The organism is Pseudomonas sp. R15(2017) (assembly GCF_002112685.1).
GTDB classification, from domain to species: domain Bacteria; phylum Pseudomonadota; class Gammaproteobacteria; order Pseudomonadales; family Pseudomonadaceae; genus Aquipseudomonas; species Aquipseudomonas glycinae.
On record NZ_NEII01000014.1, the window covers coordinates 130,131 to 147,716 of the forward strand.

A 17,586-nucleotide genomic window follows, 5' to 3' on the forward strand; every position below is an offset into this window, starting at 1 on the left:
CCAGCATGCGCCTATTCGCGCGTGCCGGGTTGACCGATCTCAAGTTTGTGACCGGGTGGCGCAGCAGAAGTTTATCGGCAGTGGACGGCAGTTCTTGCGACCGCCGGTATGTCTGCCGGCCCATGCCAGCAAGTTTGGGGCAAACCGCCGAGTTTCAAGCAAGCTTAGTCGTGAAATAGCAGATGACCGGCCTTCGAATCTGTCGCGCACTGACATACACTGCGCGGCCGTTTTTTTGACCGGAACCGAAAGACCATGAAAGACGCCTCTCCGGCCCGTGCCTGCGGCATCGACTTCGGCACGTCCAACTCCACCGTCGGCTGGCTGCGCCCCGGCATGGAAACGATGATCGCGCTGGAAGACGACAAGATCACCCTGCCATCGGTGGTCTTTTTCAATATCGAAGAGCGCCGTCCGGTATACGGCCGTCTGGCGCTGCACGAGTACCTGGAAGGCTACGAAGGCCGACTGATGCGCTCGCTCAAGAGCCTGCTCGGTTCCAAGCTGATCAAGCACGACACCAGCGTTCTCGGCACCGCAATGCCGTTCAAGGACCTGCTCGGGCTGTTCATCGGCCAGCTCAAGAGCCGCGCCGAAGCCTCCGCCGGTCGGGAGTTCGAGCAGGTGGTGCTGGGCCGCCCGGTGTTCTTCGTCGACGACGATCCGCTGGCCGACCAGGAAGCCGAAGACACCCTGGTGGAAGTGGCGCGCAAACTCGGTTTCAAGGACGTGTCGTTCCAGTACGAGCCGATTGCCGCAGCCTTCGACTACGAGTCGACCATCGAAAAGGAAGAACTGGTGCTGATCGTCGACATCGGCGGTGGTACCTCGGACTTCTCGCTGGTGCGCCTGTCGCCCGAGCGTCGCGGTGTGGATAACCGTCACGACGACATTCTCGCCACCGGCGGCGTGCACATCGGCGGGACCGACTTCGACAAACAGCTGAGCCTGCAAGGCCTGATGCCGCTGTTCGGCTACGGCAGCCGGATGAAAAGCGGCGCGTTCATGCCGACCAGCCACCACATGAACCTGGCAACCTGGCACACCATCAACTCGGTGTACTCGCAGAAATCGACCCTGGCCCTGGGCAGCATGCGTTACGACATCGAGGACACCGGCGGCATCGACCGTCTGTTCAAGCTGATCGAACAGCGCGCCGGCCATTGGCTGGCGATGGAAGTGGAAGAAACCAAGATCCACCTGACTCACAACGACAGTCGCCACGTTCCGCTGGATCGCATCGAGTCGGGACTGAGCGTGGAACTGACCCGGGCGTTGTTCGAGTCGGCCATCGAGTCGCAGCTCGAGCGCGTGCGCGGCAGCGTCACCCAGTTGCTGGCCGACGCCAATGTGGCGGTGGGTCAGGTCGATACGGTGTTCTTCACCGGTGGTTCGAGCGGCATTCCGGCACTGCGCAACAGCGTCTCGGCGATGCTGCCGAACGCGCGGCATGTGGAAGGGAATATCTTTGGCAGTATCGGTAGCGGCCTGGCGATCGAGGCCATGAAACGCTATGGCTCGGTGAACTGACACTGCACTGATGATCGTTCCCACGCTCTGCGTGGGAATGCCGCAATGGACGCTCTGCGTCCGCTGTTGAAGCTGTGACGCGGAGCGTCACGGGATGCATTCCCACGCAGACGGTTCGACACCTCGACGTGGGAACGATCACCTACTAAACCATCCCGCCCAGCTTCAACTCACTCTTCAGATACGCGTAATAGATCGGCCCCGCCACCACTCCCGGCAGGCCGAACGCGGCCTCGAACACCAGCATTGCCAGCAGCAACTCCCAGGACTTGGCACTGATCTGCCCGCCGACGATGCGCGCGTTGAGAAAGTATTCGAGCTTGTGGATAAAGATCAGGTAACCCAACGCCGCAATCGCCACCCAGATCGACAGCGACAGGCCGACGATAGTGATCAGCGTGTTCGACATCAGGTTGCCGATCACCGGTAGCAGACCGAGCAGGAAGGTCAGCACGATCAGGGTCTTGGTCAGCGGCAGCTTGATCCCGAACAGCGGCAGGACCACCGCCAGGAAGATCCCGGTGAAGAAGGTGTTGAGCAGGGAAATCTTGATCTGCGCGAACACGATGTTGCGAAACGCCTGAACCAGCAGGTGCAGACGGTCGAACAGTGCGGCCGCCAGCGGCTTGCGCTTGGTGACGTCCGGCACGCGCTGCAAGGCGATGATCGCGCCCAGCACCATGCCGATCAGCAAGGTCACGAACATATGCGCCGCATCTTTGCCCACCAGTTGCAGTTCGGACAAATGCTTGCTCGCCCATTCACCGATGGCCACCCGGAATTCGGCAGCGCTGGCCGGCAGGTAGGCGTCGATGAACGGCGGCAACTGTCCACGCGCACGGTCGACCACGCCCATGAATTTGTCGAGGGAAGCGCCAGGGTTTTCCGCCTCATGCAGCAGGAAACTGATGGCGCCAGCGAAGATCAGCGTCAGCACACTTACCACCAGCGTGCCCAGCAGCGCCACCGCCAGCCAGCGCGCGCGGCGGCCTTCGATCAGCCGCTGCAGTTGCGGGGTGAGCATGTTGACCAGTTCGAACACCAGCAATCCGGCCAGCAGACTGGGCAGCAAACGCAATGGCAACACCAGCAACAGACCGCCGAAAATGATGATGCAACTGATCCAGAACACTACATGACGCTCAGAAAACGTTGGCATACAGCCTCAAAACGAACGGCGTAAAAGGATTGGCAGTCTGCCAGCGATCCGAGAGGAGCACTAGGGATATGCGGGCAGACCTTTCGGGCCTCATCGCTGGCAAGCCAGCTCCCACAAGTTAAGTGTCGAACACAAATGTCGTGAACAGCCTCACTCCCTGTGGGAGCGGGCTTGCCCGCGATGGGGCCAGCACACTCACCACAAAGCTCCGGCGTTTATTTCTTCTTCAGGCAATCACTCATGAACGTCTTGCGCGCATCACCCGTCAGCGCCTTGGTCTTGGCATCGGCATTACAGGTTTTCATCTTTTCCTGCTGCGGGGTCAGTGCCTTGGCGTCGTTGGCCGCCGGGGCTGCCTTGAGGCAGGTGCTCATGAAGGCTTTGCGCTCGTCGCCCTTGAGGCTCTTGGCCGTGGCGTCGGCGTTGCAGGTGGTCATTTTGTTCTGCTGCGCCGTGGCGGCGAAACCCTGGGAGCACAGCAGCAGACCGATCATCAACAAAGGGACACGCAACATCTTCATGGAGTTTTCTCCTTGGCGCCGCCTCGATGGAGGTGGCCTCTGCTGGAGTGTAGTCAAAGCTTGTTACACCTTCCTAGCCTCAAGATGGCTGCGCCGATACTGCTCCGGGGTACATCCGGCCTGCCGGGCAAACATGGCGATGAAGGCCGAACCGCTGCTGTAGCCGAGATCGAAGGCGATTTCCTGCACACTGCGCGAACTTTCCAGCGCCTCGATGGCCACGAGATACCGCAGGCGCTGACGCCACTCGCCGAAACTCATCCCCAGCTCCCGCACGAACTGCCGGGCCAGAGTGCGCTCGCTGACATGCACCTGCGCCGCCCAGTGCGCCAGCGGCTGATTGTTGCCGGGCTCGGCCTGCAGGGTTTCGAGGATGGTCAGCAATCCGGGGCTGCTGGCGTAAGGCAAATAGCATTGATGAACCGGCGCCTGGCGCAGTTGATCCACCAATACCTGGGCCAGGCGCTGGTCGGCTTCGAACGCCGGGATCTTCACATCACGGGCGGCGAAGTCCTTGAGGATCGCCTTGAGAATGTCGCTGATCGCCAGGATGCAGGCCTGCGCCGGCAAATCGGAACAGACCTCCGGCGCCAGGCACACCGCCCGATAATTGACCGGCTGATGACTGTAGAAACTGTGCTCGACCTGCGGCGGCACCCACACCGCGTATTGCGGCGGCGACATGAAGCGGCTGCCATCGACATCCATATGCAGCACGCCGTGGGCCGCGTATTCCAGCGTGCCCCACGGATGGCGATGCGGCGCGGCGTATTCATGAGCGTTGAAGTCGGCATAGCGGAAATACACCGCCGACGGCAGTTCGCTGAAATCCAGCAGATCGATGTGTTTACTGTTCATGCTGTCCGGAATCAGGGGCGGGTTGTCCGGTTCGCAGTATAGGCCTGCATCCAGACAGGGGATAATCACCGTTCATCAACGTTCTGGTTTCTCCTCTCATGCAATACGCGTTTCCCCTGCTGGCGATTTTCATCTGGGCCGGCAACACCGTGATCAACAAGCTTGCGGTCGGTGCGATCTTCCCCGCCGAGATCGGCTTCTACCGCTGGCTGCTCGCCGGCGTGCTGTTCACGCCGTTCATGCTCAAAAAAGTAATTGCGCACTGGCCGCAGATCCGCCCGAACCTGGGCAAGATTTTCATCCTCGGCGTGCTCGGCATGGCGGTCTATCAGAGCCTGGCCTACTTCGCCGCGACCCTGACCAGCGCCACCAACATGGGCATCATCCTGTCGCTGATGCCGTTGATGTCGCTGGCCATGGCGATCATCAGCCTCGGCCAGCGCCTGACCGCCGGTGCGCTGGTCGGTGCGGTGCTGTCGTTCGCCGGTGTGCTGGTGGTAGTGTCGTCCGGCAGCCTCGGCGCGTTGCTGCAACACGGGGTGAACCTGGGTGACGCGATGATGCTGATCGCCACCCTCGCCTATGCGATCTACAGCACCCTGCTGAAAAAATGGCAGCTGCGCCTGCCGCCGCTGGTGTTGCTGTATTTGCAGGTGCTGGTGGCGGTGGTGGTGCTGTTTCCGCTGTACGCCGTGTCGCCGAAAACCGGCCTGACCCTGCAGAACATTCCGCTGGTGCTGTACGCGTGCCTGCTGGCCTCGATGCTCGCGCCGCTGGCGTGGATGCAGGCCGTACAGCGCCTGGGCCCGAGCCGGACCACGCTGTTCTTCAACCTGCTGCCGCTGATCACCGCGCTGATTGCTGCGGTAGTGCTGAAGGAACAACTGGCGATGTATCACCTGGTCGGTGGTTTGCTGACCTTGGGCGGGGTGATTCTTTCCGAGCGCTGGACGACGGTGCTCGGCCGCAAACTCAGCGTCGCCTGATCTGGCCTCTTCGCTGGCAAGCCAGCTCCCACAGGGCTGGGGTCGTACATACATCTTGTGGACGCCCGAATCACTGTGGGAGCTGGCTTGCCAGCGATGAACGATAACGTGGTCTGCCTGCTAAACCCCGGCAGCCTTGAGGCGCGCCGCATGCTCGACAAACAGCCGCACCGGGTCCGCGCCTTTGCCGACCAGTCCCAGCGACTGGTTGACGATGTCGAAGTGATCCATCGGGTAGTCATCGCCGATGACCGTGCCCAGGTGCGAGCTGTAGCGTCCGACCATGCCGTCGCACTGCCCCGGCTCGCGCACGAAGGTTTTGGCGAACAACCGGCAACTGCGGTTGGTGCCGTCAAACAGGTTGCCACCACGGTCTGTTTTACCCGGCTGCAAGGTGCCGGACCACGAGTAATACCGCACGCCGTTGACCTCTTCCGGCCCCTGCCCGCCCCAGGTTTGCGGCAGGCCCTGTGGATAACGCTGGTTGAACAGCGCCACGCCTTCGGTGGTCAGGGAATGATGCGAGGCGTGGATATCCACCGGCAGTTTCGGCCCGTGGTAGCCGGTTTCCAGCAGCGCCATCAGCCAGCCGACAGAGCGTAACAGCGCCTCAAGAATGCGACCCTTCGCGCTGTCCGCCGGATAGTGTTTCGCCAGATAGTCGGCCAATTCCGAACCGTGATTGGGCCCGGCCACCGACGTTACCGAGGCCACCAGATCCGGACGCTTGGCCGCCGCGTAACGCGCCGTCAGCGAGCCCTGGCTATGGCCGAACAGATTGACCTTGGCGGCGCCGGTCTCGCGGAGGATTTCATCGATGCGCGTCAGCAACTGCTCGCCGCGCACTTCGGTGGAATTGAGCGGCGACACCTGCACCGCAATCACCGTCGCACCACCCCGGCGCAACGCTTTGATGATCCCGTACCAGTACGGGTACAGCACCAGACGGATGAAACCGAGCATTCCCGGCACCAGCACCAGTGGATAACGTGTGGCCGAATCTTGCGACATGGGCAAACATCCTTGTGGTCGGTAAGTGGATGCAGGGCGTGCAAAACGCCCGCCAAGCATCCGCCTCGATGATGACAACTCCACGACCAGCCTACTTCAGCCCCACCACCCCCGCCACAATCAGCCCCACCGACAGCAACTTCACCAGCGTCAGGCTCTCGCCCAGCAGCGCGAAACCGAGAAACACCGTGCCGAGCGAGCCGATGGCGGTCCAGATCGGATAGGCGATGCTCACCGGCAACTCGCGCATCGCCAGGGTCAGGAAGTACACCCCGCCCACCGCCGCAATCACGGTGATCAGCGACGGCCAGAGCCGGGTGAAGCCCTCGGCGTACTTCATGCCCATGGCGAAGGTGACTTCGAACCCGGCGGCAATCAGCAGAAACAGCCAGGCCACCTAGAACGCCCGGGCCAGGTCGAGCAAGCGCTGCTCGGCCTCGGCCACCGACACCGCGAAGGTGCGCTCGGCGGATTCCTCGCCCTCGGCCGCGACCACCGTGACGTCGTTGATGCCGATGAACCCCAACGCCGTGCGCAGCCATGGATCGGCGTGGTTCAGTGCCTCCAGCTCGCCGCCCGGGCCGAAACCGAAGCCGCCACGACTGGTGACGATCAGCGCTTTTTTGCCGTGCAGCAGCGGCGTGTATTGGGCGATGCCGTTGTCCAGGGTGTGGTCGAACGTCAGGCCCAACCGGACGATCTGATCGACCCAGGCCTTGAGGCCGCTGGGCACATTGAAGTTGTACATCGGCGTGGAAATCAGCAGCAGGTCGTGATCGAGCAGCTCGCCCACCATTTGATCGCTGAGCGCCAGATCGGCCTGCATCGTCAGCGGTCGTGCTTCGGGCTCCGGGTAAAACGCCGCCGCGACAAACGCTTCATTCACCGCCGGAATCAGCGCCCGCCCGACTTCACGGCGAGTAACCTGAGCCTGTGGATGACGGACTTGCCAGGCGCTGAGAAAGGTTTCTGCCAGACGCCGCGAATGGGAACGCTCACCGCGAGGGCTGGCATGGATCACAAGAATCTTGCTCATCTGAATCTCCTTGGGACTAGACTTGAGTGACGGTGTGGCGCCAGATTGCAGGCATCACCTCATCGCCTCAAATGAGCAAAAATCAGTCGGGATGAATTGATTTCATCCGTGGAGTTTCCATGTTCGCTTCATTGCCGCTGACCGCCCTGCGCGCGTTCGAATCCGCCTCCCGCCTGCTGAGTTTCAAGGCAGCCGCCGAAGAGCTGGCGGTGACGCCAACGGCGATTTCCCATCAGATCCGCTCGCTGGAGGATTGGCTCGGCGTGGCGCTGTTCGAACGCCTGCCGCGTCAGGTGCGCCTGACCGAGGGTGGCGAGCGGCTGTTCCGCAGCCTGCACGGCGCATTTCTGGAGGTGGCGCAAAGCGTCGACACCCTGCGCCCGCAACGCAGCGGCAGCAGCCTGACGCTGTCGACCACCGCCGCGTTCGCCGCGCTGTGGCTGGTGCCGCGACTGGGGCGGTTTTATGCGAAGCATCCGAACATCAATGTGCGCCTGGACACCCATTGCGAAGTCATCGACCTGCATCAGGACGCCAGCGTCGATCTGGTGCTGCGCTACAGCCTCGACGATTACCCGAACCTCTACGGGTTGTGCCTGTTCGATGAGTCGTTCGGCGTGTATGGCTCGCCGGAGCAGGTGGCGCTGGCCGCCCGCCGTACCCCGGCGCTGATCAGCGTGCATTGGCACAATTCGAAGCTCTACGCCCACGGCTGGGAGGCCTGGTGCGCGCAGTCGGGCGAGAACTGGCTGAATCAGCACCCGGCCGTCCGCGAATACGATGAAGAGCATTACGCCCTGCAAGCGGCCATCGCCGGACAGGGGCTGGTGCTGGCGAGCAACATCCTGGTGTCGCAAAGCGTCGCCAGCGGTTTGCTGGTGCCTTACAAGAGTGAAGTGCAGGTGGATGGCGCCGGTTACAGCGCACTTTGCGTACCGGGTCGAGAGCGCCATCCGCCGGTAAAAGCGTTTTTTGCCTGGCTGCGCGAAGAGGCACAGCTTTCCGGGCATGTGCCGCGCTGAATCCGACAAAACTTTTTGCAGCTCTCATCACTCACAAGCAAGTAACGATCACGTCAGCAGAACGTGACGCCAATCGGATTAGCCTCCAGGAGACTGAAATGAGTGACCTGCATTTGTCTGATGTTCAAACCCTGCGCGAACGCGCCCGCCAGCATGTGGAAAATGGCGCGGTGACCGAAAGCTACAGCGCCAACCGTGAAGAAGTGCTGCGCCTGCTCAACGAATCGCTGGCCACCGAACTGGTCTGCGTCTTGCGCTACAAGCGCCACTACTTCATGGCCAACGGCCTGAAAGCCAACGTCGCCGCCGACGAGTTCCTCGAGCACGCCACTCAGGAAGCCGAACACGCCGACCGTCTCGCCGAACGCATTGTGCAACTGGGCGGCGAGCCCGAGTTCAACCCGGACTTGCTGTCGAAGATGTCCCACGCGCAATACGTGGCCGGCAACACCTTGAAGGAAATGGTCTACGAAGACCTGGTGGCCGAGCGGATCGCCATCGACAGCTACCGCGAGATCATCCAGTACATCGGTGAAAAGGACCCGACCACGCGCCGGATCTTCGAAGACATCCTGGCTCAGGAAGAAGAGCATGCCGATGACATGGCGGACATCCTGAAAGACCTCTAATCCCCGCTCCCCCGCTGACCGATCGTTCCCACGCTCTGCGTGGGAATGCATCCCGGGACGCTCCGCGTCCCAAGAGCAGACGCAGAGCGTCCATGGCGGCGTTCCCACGCAGACGGTTCGACGCCTCGACGTGGGAACGATCGGGTTGCTGCGATTACTTGGTCGGTTTGACAGTCGCTGGCGCCTTGCCCGCCTTCATCTGCTCCAGCAACGGCGCGCACTGATTCGGCTCGCCACCACTCGGCGCCACCAGCGCCAGCAGCCCCGCCGCCGGCGCAGCGATCACGCCCAGCGCCACCATCCCCGCCCCGCGCAACATCAACGGCACCGCTTTCACCCCCGCATCCGGCTTGATGAACTTGCCCCGTACATACAACGGAGAGCGCAGGGAAATCAGGCGCCAGCCCTTGGATTCCGGCGTCACCGTCAGGTCCAGTTGCTCGGTGGCCATGTTCGCTGTGCCGTCGATGTAGATGATTGCGTTCTCGGTATCGAACACAAACAGTCTTGTCGTCGCCAGACCGGTCTTGATATCGAAGTCCGCCGCCGCGCAATTGATCTTCACTTCCTTGTCGCCAAAGATCTTGCCGACCACGTAGTTACCGACGTTGAGCCCGGCCAGCTCCATCAACTCACGACTGATGGCGCCGTCGTTGATCAGCATCTTCAGGTTGCCGTTGGCGCCGCCCAGCAGCTTGGCTACCGAGTTGCCGCGACCGGCGATGTCGGCATCGCCGTTGAGCTCGCCGAAACTGGTCTTCATCGGTTCGAAGGTCGGGAACAGCTGTTTGAGCTTGAACTTGCGCGCGGTCAGTTTCGCTCGACCTTCCAGCGGCTCGGTACGACCGTTGAGGCGAATCTGCGCGTCGAGATTGCCGCCGGCCACACCGAAGCGCAGTGGCTCCAGACTCAGTTCGCCGTCGTTGAGTTTCAGGTGGGTATAGAGGTCGGTGAACGGCAGTTCTTCGCTGTGGACGATGCGCTTGCCGGTGAATTCGACGTCGGCGTCCATGTCGCGCCAGCGCTCGATCTTGAACTCTTCCACCGGCAGCACTTTGTCTGCCGGCTGTTTGCTTTCGCCGCCACGGGCCTTTTGCTTGGCATTGGAGTCGGCACCGATCAGCGGCGCGAGGTCGGCAAACAACAGTTGATTGGACAGCAGCGCGCCACTCAGCTTGGGCCGAGGCTGGCTGGCGACGTAAGCCAGATCGCCATGGATGTCGCTGCTGCCGATCTTGCCGTTGAACTGGTCGTAGCGGAACTGCGCGCCGCCCGGCTCATGCAGCTTGGCGATCAAGTGACCGTCGGTGGCGTACGGCGGGGTGTCCGGCAGGGTCACGCCGGTCAGCGGATACAGGTTGCCAAGGCTGGCACCCGCCAGTTTCAGGCGCAGATCGAGCGCACCAAGATTCAGCGGATCGGTCAGGGTGCCGGCGAGTTCGACGCTGGTATCGCCGATCTTCGCCTGGGCCTGCAACGGGAACGGTTTGCTCGCGTCCTGCAGCGCCAGCAGGCCGCCGATCTTGCCCTGGCCGGCGAGTTTCTGGCCGTGGTATTGGCCGGTGACTTTCAGGCCGAAGGCGTAATCCTGCGGTGCGCCGCCCTTGTCCTGCGCGGTTTTTGCGGCTTTGTCGCCGACGATGTCGCTGAACGGAATCGGCTTGCCCAGCGGATCGATCAGCAGATCGAGGTTGGTCTTGAGGGTCTGGTCATCCAGAGTGACGTGGCCCTTGTCGAAGCCGATGGCACCGATGTCGACCACCCAGTTCGAGGGCTCGGCGTTCGGGTCCTCGGGATCGAACTTGAAGGTCCAGTTGGCGCGGCCATCGGCCAAACGCTGCAATTGCGCGTTGGGTTCGGTCAGGTCGATACGCGGGATTGTCACCCGTTGCGCCAGCAAGGCCAGTGGCGAAATGCGCAGCTCGACCCGTTTGAGGGTGACCATCTGCGGCTGCTTCGACCAGTCGGGGTTGCCCAGCGTCAGGTCTTCGGCCACCACGTGCGGCCACGGCACCCACGCGCGCCAGCCGCCCTCGTCGAGTTCACGCCGCCAGACCACCGACAGGTTGCCGTTGATGGCGAACGGTCGATGCAACTCTTCCGAGACTTTGGCGTTGAGCGGCGGTTTAATCCGGTTCCAGTCGAAGAACACGATGATCAGCACCAGCACTGCCAGAAGCAGCACAAGGGTGGCGAAGGTCCAGGCGAAGATTTTACGGGTGCGCGTCATGCACAAAGCTCCTGAAGACGACTGCATCCATTGGCACGACGCAGCTGAAACGGCAGGCCATGATGGCCCTCATGAAATCTGTGACTGACAAACAGTCCGCAGGTTTAATCCAAAGCCCCGTCGAGGGGAAAAACGGTCGCCATTCTGACCGATCGGTCGAGTTGGCGTTACCGGGCCCGCACATTTGCGGAGCGCAAGTGGGTGGAAAATACCCACTCCAGTGCAAAACCGCCCGCCTGAAACGCCCGAGCTAGAGCCTCCCGAGCGAACAATCAATTCTGTTGATTATTACCATTGTGTTTATGAACTTTTATATCGACTTATCGAGAGTAGCATTGCCCTCGTACCCACTTTATCGCCCTCCCAAGGAGCAACCCATCATGAAACGCCAACTTCTGTTCAGTCTTACCCTCTCGATGCTGGCCAGCACCGCTTTCGCCCTGCCAGCTGCTGATCAAGCGACTCCGCAAGTCAAAACCAGCCACTCGGTGTTCAGCCAGACTGTTGCCGCTGATGGCTCGGACCGCACTCCACAAGGCCAGACCCTGGCTGAAAACGGTCGTAACCGCCTGGAAGAAAAAGGCCTGGTTCAAGATGGCTATGACAAAACCCCACAAGGTCAAACCGTAGCTGAAGGCGGCCGTGATCGTCTGGAAGAGAAAGGTCTGGTTCAAGACGGTTCGGATCGCACCCCACAGGGCCAAACCCTGGCATCTGACGGCGGCGACCGTACCCCACAAGGCCAGACTCTGGCTTCTGACGGCGGCGACCGCACCCCACAAGGTCAAACCCTGGCCGAAGGTGGTGGTGACCGTGTAATCGAACGCAACAGCGCTTTGAGCTAAGCCCATGGCGGCCTGGAAAAAAAGCCCAATCCCCGGATTGGGCTTTTGACTTTTCATAAGCCGGTATAAAGAAGTCGCGATTTCCCTGCTCCATCTCCCCCGCTGCCGTTCGACGCCGACAAAGCCGATTTGCTAGAGTGCGGCGCTTGTCTTGCCTAAGAACACACCCTTGCGATGCTGCCCCGCGCCGAACAGAAACAACAGACCCGCAACGCCCTGATGGACGCTGCCCGCCACTTGATGGAAAGCGGCCGAGGATTCGGCAGCCTGAGCCTGCGTGAAGTGACGAAAACCGCCGGCATCGTGCCCACCGGTTTCTACCGGCATTTCGCCGACATGGACGAACTCGGCCTGGTGCTGGTCAGCGAAGTCGGCCAGACCTTCCGCGAAACCATCCGCCTGGTGCGCCACAACGAATTCGTCATGGGCGGCATCATTGATGCGTCGGTGCGGATTTTTCTCGACGTGGTCAGCGCCAACCGTTCGCAATTCCTGTTTCTGGCCCGCGAGCAGTACGGCGGATCGTTGCCGGTGCGTCAGGCCATTGGCCGCTTGCGTGAGGACATCAGCTCCGACCTGGCGGCGGACCTGGCCCTGATGCCCAAGCTCCAGCACCTCAATCGCGAGGGTCTGAGCGTGATGGCCGACCTGATCGTCAAATCGGTGTTCGCCACCCTGCCGGACATCATCGACCCGCCCGCCGAAGCCCTGCCCGAGCATCTGACGCCCCAGGCGAAAATCACCCAGCAACTGCGCTTCATCTTTATCGGGTTGAAGCACTGGCAAGGGCTCGGCAGTACCGAATAATTCCTCTCCAGCCCCAATCCCCCGTGGGAGCGAGCTTGCTCGCGATAGCGGTGTGTCAGTCAACTCTATATGACTGGGCGGACGCCATCGCGAGCAAGCTCGCTCCCACACTGGCTCCTGTTTGGTGCATGTAAAAAACTTCATGCACCAAAACACCCCACAATCCTGCAACATCTTGAAACATCCACTAGTCTCCGACAGGGATTTCCTACGTCTTGTCCGATTGGCAAGCCCCTTGCTCTAGCCTGAGCATTGTCCACTGCTGGAAGCTTTCCGATGCTGGTGATTCATCGCAGAATCGACCCCCAACCCGTCTGGGCCGCCGAGTTGCACCTGACCTTCGAAGCCAGGAGCAAAAGCCGCCTGCGCTGTTTCAGTGCCGAAGGCGAGGATGTCGGACTGTTTCTGGAGCGCGGTCAGCCGCCGCTGTATGACGGTGAGTGCCTGCAAGCCGAAGATGGCCGGATCGTCCGGGTCTGTGCCCGCCCCGAGCAATTGCTGCACGTCACCTGCGCCAACACCTTTGAACTGACCCGCGCCGCCTATCACCTGGGCAATCGCCATGTGGCGCTGCAAGTCGGTGACGGCTGGCTGCGGCTGCTCGACGATTACGTGCTCAAGGCGATGCTTGAACAACTCGGCGCGCAGGTCGAATCGATCGAAGCCCCGTTCCAGCCGGAACACGGCGCCTACGGTGGCGGCCATCATCATTCGCGGCACGGTGACGAAGACTTCAACTACGCGCCGAAACTCCATCAGTTCGGCGTCCGTTTGTGAACCCGGCCTGGGCGCTGCTGCGTCTGGCCAGTCCGCAACTGCCGATTGGCGGCTACAGCTACTCCCAAGGTCTGGAAATGGCTGTGGATAACGGCCGCGTCGACAGCCCGGACAGCGCCCGCCGCTGGATCAGCGATCAATTGCTGCTCAATCTTGCGCGGTTTGAAGCGCCGCTGCTGCTCGCCCATTGCCAGGCCGCCGCGGACGAACACTGGGATGAATTGCGCAAGCTCTGCGAAAACCACCGCGCCAGCCGCGAAACCCGCGAGCTGCATCTGGAGAGCCGGCAGATGGGCTATTCGTTGCAGCAACTGCTCAACGGCTTGCCCGAGCTCGATCAGGCCGCGCGGGACTTTCTCGAACACTGCGCCGAGCCGCACCTGGCCCTGTGCTGGGCTCTGGCCGGGCGCGCCTGGCAGATCAGCCCGCAGGACGCCCTCGCCGCGTGGCTGTGGAGCTGGCTGGAAAACCAGCTCGCGGTGCTGATGAAAACCCTGCCGCTGGGCCAGCAAGCCGCTCAGCGCCTGACCAGCGAACTGCTGCCGCTGCTGCAACAGGCCCAGCAGGACGCCACCCGAATCAATCCCGAACACCTCGGCAGCGCCGCGTTCGGTCTGTCCCTGGCGTGCATGGCCCATGAGCGTCAGTACAGCCGCCTGTTCCGTTCCTAGGGCCTTTTATCAGGAGAATCACATGAACACACAACCCCTGCGCGTCGGCATCGGCGGCCCGGTCGGTTCCGGCAAGACCGCGTTGACCCTGGCCCTGTGCCTGGCCCTGCGCGAACGCTACAACCTGGCCGTGGTGACCAACGACATCTACACCCGCGAGGACGCCGACTTTCTGGTGCGCAACGAAGCCCTGGCACCGGAACGCATCATCGGCGTGGAAACCGGTGGCTGCCCGCACACGGCGATCCGCGAAGACGCCTCGATCAACCTTGAAGCAGTGGATCAGCTGAACCGGCGTTTTCCGGGGCTGGACCTGATTCTGGTGGAGTCCGGCGGCGACAACCTGTCCGCGACCTTCAGCCCGGAACTGTCCGACCTGACCATCTACGTGATCGACGTGTCGGCCGGCGACAAACTCCCACGCAAGGGCGGGCCCGGCATTTGCAAATCCGACCTGCTGGTGATCAACAAGATCGACCTCGCGCCGCTGGTCGGCGCCTCGCTGGAGATGATGAACAGCGACACCCAGCGTATGCGCAACGGCAAGCCGTTCGTGTTCAGCAACCAGAAAACCGGGCAGGGCCTGGAAGAAATCATCGCCTTCATCGAACGTCAGGGTCTGCTGACTGCAGCCTGATTCACTGATCAACAAGGAAGCTTATCCATGACACTCAAACGCATTCTCGGCGCCGTCGCGCTGCTGCTGACCCCGGCCCTGGCCTTCGCTCACCCCGGCCACGGCGACTCTGGCCTGGTGGCCGGCATCAGCCACCCGATCGGTGGCCTCGACCATTTGCTGGCGATGGTGGCCGTCGGTCTGTGGGCCGCGCAGCAGCAAGGCGCCGCGCGCTGGGCGCTGCCGTGCACCTTTGTCGGCACCATGCTGATCGGCGGTTTGCTCGGCTTTGAAGGGCTGGAGCTGCCGGCGCTGGAAAGCGGGATTGCCGCCTCGGTGCTGGCGCTGGGCCTGGCGGTGGCACTGGCGGTGCGTCCGCCACTGGTGATGGCGGTGGCGGCGACGGCGCTGTTTGCGCTGTTCCATGGCGTGGCCCATGGCCTGGAGCTGCCGGACATGTCGAGTCCATGGGCGTATGCCGCCGGTTTCGTGGTCGCAACGGCTGCGCTGCATGCGGCGGGTTATGCGGTGGTTCGTTTTCTGCCTCAGGCGGCCGCGCCGCTGGTGCGACTGGCCGGAGCGGCTTCGGCGGTGACGGGCGCGTGGTTGTTGGCCGGCTGAACTGCACCTCTGATCGTTCCCGCGCATGGCGCGGGAACGATCGATCGCCACTCTCTGCTACCATGTCGCGCAATCGCCCCTGCCGTGACGACGTCCGCCCATGCCCCACGCTTCCCGCTCCACCTCCCTGCCTGAACTGACCGCCCTGTTCGGCGAAGTGCAACAGCACTTTCTGAACGTGATCGTGCCCCTCTGGCAAGGACCGGGCTGGAACGCCGACATGGCGTTGCCTTATGAGGCGCTGGACGCCGCGCATCAGCCGCTGCCACCGCAGCGCTACCGGGCGATGGCCTGCGCACGGCAGCTGTACCTGTTTTCCAGCCTGATCGGGGTTGTGGATAACGCCGAAGTTCGCGCGGCTGCGTTGTTCCGCTCCCTGCAACGGCACTTCCACGATGCCGAGCACGGCGGCTGGTTCTACAGCATAGATCCACAGGGCAAACCGCTGGATCAGCGCAAAGACCTCTACACCCACGCCTTCATCCTGTTTGCCTGCGCCCACTACTGGGAAAAATCCCGCGAGCCCCTGGTCGAATCGACCCTGAACGCCGCGCTGGAAGTCATCGGCCGGCGTTTCGCCACTGGCGACGGCCTCTACGAAGCCTGCCTCGACCGCGACTGGATCACCCTGCAAACCGGCCCGCTGCAAAACCCGCTGATGCACCTGGCCGAAGCGTTCCTGGCCACTCTGGCGGTGCGCGAAGATGCACAGGTCAAGCAAGCGCTGAGCGAGTTATGCACAGCCATGCACAAGCGCTTCGTCGATCCTCAGGCCGGTGTGCTGATGGAGAAACCGCTGGGGGCTGTGGATAACTGGTATGAGCCGGGCCACCAGTTCGAGTGGTATTTTCTGCTGGAATCCTCGCCTCTGCTCCGCGGTTCGAAACTGCATGCCGCCCTGGACTGGGCCTTCGCGTTCACCGAGCAGTACGGCGTGATGCAACCGTCCGGTGCAGTGCGGGCCATGCTCGATCTGGATATGGACGGACGCCCGAAGGATTCAACCCAGCGCATCTGGGCCCAGGCCGAATACCTGCGTGCCCTGACCTTGCGTCCGGGCAGTGAAAGCGCGGTGTTGCGCCAGTTGCAGGCGCTGCAGCAGCGCTTCCTGCATGCCGGCGGCTGGCACGAGTGCCGTGACGATCAGGGCGAGGTCAGCCGCAAGGACATGCCGTCGACCACGCCGTATCACTTGGCGACCTGCTATCGCGGCCTCGCCGACTATCTGAGCTGACGTCGTGGCGAGCCCGCGCGCTCGCACAAGTCAGGCAATCCACTTCCTGTCGCCGGTGAAGCTGATGGTCAGCCAGCGCGCCGCGTCCGGTTTGCCCAGCTTCGCGGAAATCTCCTCACGCAGCACATCCAGCTGACCGACGCTCTGGAAGCCGGTAGTTCGCCGGCAACACCACATGAATCTCAATGAACCGCGCCCGCCCGTGCTTCTGCACATAGGACACGTAGTCGTCGAAACCATGCTCGACCTTCGCAGCCTCCATTACCTCGCGCACTTGCTCATCCAGCGTGTCCGGCGCAATGCCGAGCACGTCCTGCAGCGCCGGGCCGAGGATTTTGAACGCCGGTGGCAGCATGGTCAGGGCCAGCACGATGAGAATCAGCGGATCGACGAACTTCGCCCACTCGCCATAGCCCTGGGACTTGAGCAGCAACGCCGCGAGGAAACTGATCAACAGGCCCACGGACAGCATCGCGTCCACCAGCCAGCTGATGTTGTCGAACTGGATCAGGCTCGACTTGAGCGTGCGATTGCGGTGCCGGACGTAGAAGAAGTAGGCGAACTCGACAACGGTGAACACCGCCGCGTAGATGATCACCAGCCCCAGTTCGATCTCACGACCGCCATTGATGATGCCGAACACACCGTTGAGAAACGCATAGATCGCGATCAGCAGCAGGAAACTGCCCTCGATCAGCAGCACCATCGGCTCCAGGTGCCAGAAACCGAACTGGAAGCGCTGGTTGCTTTGCTTGGCGATCAGCTTCGCGGTGATCAGCATCAGGACTTTGATGAAGGTGGCGATCAGCGAAAAAAAGCCATCGAACAGGATGGACTGGGAACCCGAAACAAAACCGGTGGCGATCCCGGCGATCGACACGGCAAACATCAGGAGGGTCGATTGTTTGAGCAGCGACTGCTCACCTCGGTTACTCACTTTGACTCCTCGAAAAACCTTGAAAACCGCAGGGTGCGGTGGGGTTGTTGAGGAGTGAGTCTACCCCATGCGGGGATTTTGCCTGTTACGGCCCCA

17 protein-coding genes and 2 pseudogenes are annotated in these 17,586 nt (G+C 62.0%); 11 read left to right on the forward strand and 8 right to left on the reverse strand.

Annotated features, from left to right (window positions below):
• Positions 1-255 precede the first annotated feature (255 nt).
• Positions 256-1,530: an Hsp70 family protein gene (locus CAF77_RS25310; RefSeq protein WP_064379138.1), complete on the forward strand. Its 1,275-nt coding sequence runs from the start codon at positions 256-258 to the stop codon at positions 1,528-1,530.
• A 145-nt stretch (positions 1,531-1,675) separates the two neighbouring features.
• On the opposite strand, the gene CAF77_RS25315 is transcribed toward CAF77_RS25310, so the two are convergent.
• The 3 genes from CAF77_RS25315 to CAF77_RS25325 all read right to left on the reverse strand — a co-directional run bounded on the left by CAF77_RS25315 (position 1,676) and on the right by CAF77_RS25325 (position 4,068).
• A complete protein-coding gene (locus CAF77_RS25315) occupies positions 1,676-2,689 on the reverse strand; it encodes an AI-2E family transporter (protein ID WP_064379137.1) in 1,014 nt (337 codons plus the stop codon).
• 215 nt (positions 2,690-2,904) lie between these two features.
• Positions 2,905-3,210: a PsiF family protein gene (locus CAF77_RS25320; protein WP_064379136.1), complete on the reverse strand. Its 306-nt coding sequence runs from the start codon at positions 3,208-3,210 to the stop codon at positions 2,905-2,907.
• A gap of 63 nt (positions 3,211-3,273) precedes the next feature.
• Positions 3,274-4,068, reverse strand: a complete 795-nt coding sequence (locus CAF77_RS25325) for a helix-turn-helix transcriptional regulator (RefSeq protein WP_064379135.1) — start codon at positions 4,066-4,068, stop codon at positions 3,274-3,276.
• A gap of 98 nt (positions 4,069-4,166) precedes the next feature.
• Here CAF77_RS25325 and CAF77_RS25330 point away from each other — a divergent pair, with 98 nt between their 5' ends.
• Complete coding sequence (locus CAF77_RS25330; protein ID WP_064379134.1) at positions 4,167-5,054, forward strand: DMT family transporter; 888 nt, start codon at positions 4,167-4,169, stop codon at positions 5,052-5,054.
• A gap of 120 nt (positions 5,055-5,174) precedes the next feature.
• Here the strand turns inward: CAF77_RS25330 and CAF77_RS25335 are convergent, their stop codons facing one another.
• The 3 genes from CAF77_RS25335 to CAF77_RS25345 all read right to left on the reverse strand — a co-directional run bounded on the left by CAF77_RS25335 (position 5,175) and on the right by CAF77_RS25345 (position 7,101).
• Positions 5,175-6,065 (reverse strand): triacylglycerol lipase, encoded by an 891-nt coding sequence (locus tag CAF77_RS25335; RefSeq protein ID WP_064379133.1) that lies wholly within the window; start codon positions 6,063-6,065, stop codon positions 5,175-5,177.
• Between the two features lie 91 nt (positions 6,066-6,156).
• Positions 6,157-6,462 carry a multidrug efflux SMR transporter gene (locus CAF77_RS25340; protein WP_064379132.1) on the reverse strand — a complete coding sequence of 102 codons (306 nt, stop codon included), beginning with the start codon at positions 6,460-6,462 and terminating at the stop codon, positions 6,157-6,159.
• On the reverse strand, positions 6,463-7,101 hold the full coding sequence (locus CAF77_RS25345) for an FMN-dependent NADH-azoreductase (protein ID WP_064379131.1): 639 nt from the start codon (positions 7,099-7,101) through the stop codon (positions 6,463-6,465).
• Between the two features lie 119 nt (positions 7,102-7,220).
• Between CAF77_RS25345 and CAF77_RS25350 the strand changes: the two are divergent.
• Both CAF77_RS25350 and CAF77_RS25355 read left to right on the forward strand, forming a co-directional pair.
• Positions 7,221-8,190 (forward strand): annotated as a pseudogene (locus CAF77_RS25350) (LysR substrate-binding domain-containing protein).
• Between the two features lie 31 nt (positions 8,191-8,221).
• A complete protein-coding gene (locus tag CAF77_RS25355) occupies positions 8,222-8,752 on the forward strand; it encodes a bacterioferritin (protein WP_064379129.1) in 531 nt (176 codons plus the stop codon).
• A 154-nt stretch (positions 8,753-8,906) separates the two neighbouring features.
• On the opposite strand, the gene CAF77_RS25360 is transcribed toward CAF77_RS25355, so the two are convergent.
• A complete protein-coding gene (locus CAF77_RS25360; protein ID WP_085655591.1) occupies positions 8,907-10,982 on the reverse strand; it encodes an AsmA family protein in 2,076 nt (691 codons plus the stop codon).
• Between the two features lie 380 nt (positions 10,983-11,362).
• Here CAF77_RS25360 and CAF77_RS25365 point away from each other — a divergent pair, with 380 nt between their 5' ends.
• The 7 genes from CAF77_RS25365 (at position 11,363) to CAF77_RS25395 (ending at position 16,553) form a co-directional block, all read left to right on the forward strand.
• Entirely contained in the window at positions 11,363-11,827 is a 465-nt protein-coding gene (locus CAF77_RS25365) for a hypothetical protein (RefSeq protein WP_064379127.1), read from the forward strand.
• A 174-nt stretch (positions 11,828-12,001) separates the two neighbouring features.
• Entirely contained in the window at positions 12,002-12,634 is a 633-nt protein-coding gene (locus tag CAF77_RS25370) for a TetR family transcriptional regulator (protein WP_007950628.1), read from the forward strand.
• Positions 12,635-12,910: 276 nt separating this feature from the next.
• Positions 12,911-13,411, forward strand: a complete 501-nt coding sequence (gene ureE / locus CAF77_RS25375) for an urease accessory protein UreE (protein ID WP_064379126.1) — start codon at positions 12,911-12,913, stop codon at positions 13,409-13,411.
• Positions 13,408-14,082, forward strand: coding sequence for an urease accessory protein UreF (locus CAF77_RS25380; RefSeq protein WP_064379125.1), 675 nt, complete (start codon positions 13,408-13,410; stop codon positions 14,080-14,082). The genes ureE and CAF77_RS25380 overlap by 4 nt, the downstream gene beginning before the upstream one ends.
• 22 nt (positions 14,083-14,104) lie before the next feature.
• The gene (gene ureG / locus CAF77_RS25385) at positions 14,105-14,719 is read left to right on the forward strand and encodes an urease accessory protein UreG (protein WP_008001031.1); all 615 of its coding nucleotides are present in this window, start codon (positions 14,105-14,107) and stop codon (positions 14,717-14,719) included.
• Between the two features lie 27 nt (positions 14,720-14,746).
• On the forward strand, positions 14,747-15,319 hold the full coding sequence (locus CAF77_RS25390) for a HupE/UreJ family protein (RefSeq protein ID WP_064379124.1): 573 nt from the start codon (positions 14,747-14,749) through the stop codon (positions 15,317-15,319).
• Positions 15,320-15,419: 100 nt separating this feature from the next.
• Positions 15,420-16,553: an AGE family epimerase/isomerase gene (locus tag CAF77_RS25395; protein WP_064379123.1), complete on the forward strand. Its 1,134-nt coding sequence runs from the start codon at positions 15,420-15,422 to the stop codon at positions 16,551-16,553.
• A gap of 30 nt (positions 16,554-16,583) precedes the next feature.
• Here CAF77_RS25395 and CAF77_RS25400 read toward each other — a convergent pair.
• A pseudogene (locus tag CAF77_RS25400) lies at positions 16,584-17,490 on the reverse strand (cation diffusion facilitator family transporter).
• Between the last annotated feature and the right edge of the window lie 96 nt (positions 17,491-17,586).

Excerpts from the sequence above, each read along its gene's own strand:
- CAF77_RS25310 (WP_064379138.1), top strand. The coding sequence starts at position 256 with ATGAAAGACGCCTCTCCGGCCCGTGCCTGCGGCATCGACTTCGGCACG.
- CAF77_RS25315 (WP_064379137.1), bottom strand. The coding sequence starts at position 2,689 with ATGCCAACGTTTTCTGAGCGTCATGTAGTGTTCTGGATCAGTTGCATC.
- CAF77_RS25320 (WP_064379136.1), bottom strand. The coding sequence starts at position 3,210 with ATGAAGATGTTGCGTGTCCCTTTGTTGATGATCGGTCTGCTGCTGTGC.
- CAF77_RS25325 (WP_064379135.1), bottom strand. The coding sequence starts at position 4,068 with ATGAACAGTAAACACATCGATCTGCTGGATTTCAGCGAACTGCCGTCG.
- CAF77_RS25330 (WP_064379134.1), top strand. The coding sequence starts at position 4,167 with ATGCAATACGCGTTTCCCCTGCTGGCGATTTTCATCTGGGCCGGCAAC.
- CAF77_RS25335 (WP_064379133.1), bottom strand. The coding sequence starts at position 6,065 with ATGTCGCAAGATTCGGCCACACGTTATCCACTGGTGCTGGTGCCGGGA.
- CAF77_RS25345 (WP_064379131.1), bottom strand. The coding sequence starts at position 7,101 with ATGAGCAAGATTCTTGTGATCCATGCCAGCCCTCGCGGTGAGCGTTCC.
- CAF77_RS25355 (WP_064379129.1), top strand. The coding sequence starts at position 8,222 with ATGAGTGACCTGCATTTGTCTGATGTTCAAACCCTGCGCGAACGCGCC.
- CAF77_RS25360 (WP_085655591.1), bottom strand. The coding sequence starts at position 10,982 with ATGACGCGCACCCGTAAAATCTTCGCCTGGACCTTCGCCACCCTTGTG.
- CAF77_RS25365 (WP_064379127.1), top strand. The coding sequence starts at position 11,363 with ATGAAACGCCAACTTCTGTTCAGTCTTACCCTCTCGATGCTGGCCAGC.
- CAF77_RS25370 (WP_007950628.1), top strand. The coding sequence starts at position 12,002 with ATGCTGCCCCGCGCCGAACAGAAACAACAGACCCGCAACGCCCTGATG.
- ureE (WP_064379126.1), top strand. The coding sequence starts at position 12,911 with ATGCTGGTGATTCATCGCAGAATCGACCCCCAACCCGTCTGGGCCGCC.
- ureG (WP_008001031.1), top strand. The coding sequence starts at position 14,105 with ATGAACACACAACCCCTGCGCGTCGGCATCGGCGGCCCGGTCGGTTCC.
- CAF77_RS25390 (WP_064379124.1), top strand. The coding sequence starts at position 14,747 with ATGACACTCAAACGCATTCTCGGCGCCGTCGCGCTGCTGCTGACCCCG.
- CAF77_RS25395 (WP_064379123.1), top strand. The coding sequence starts at position 15,420 with ATGCCCCACGCTTCCCGCTCCACCTCCCTGCCTGAACTGACCGCCCTG.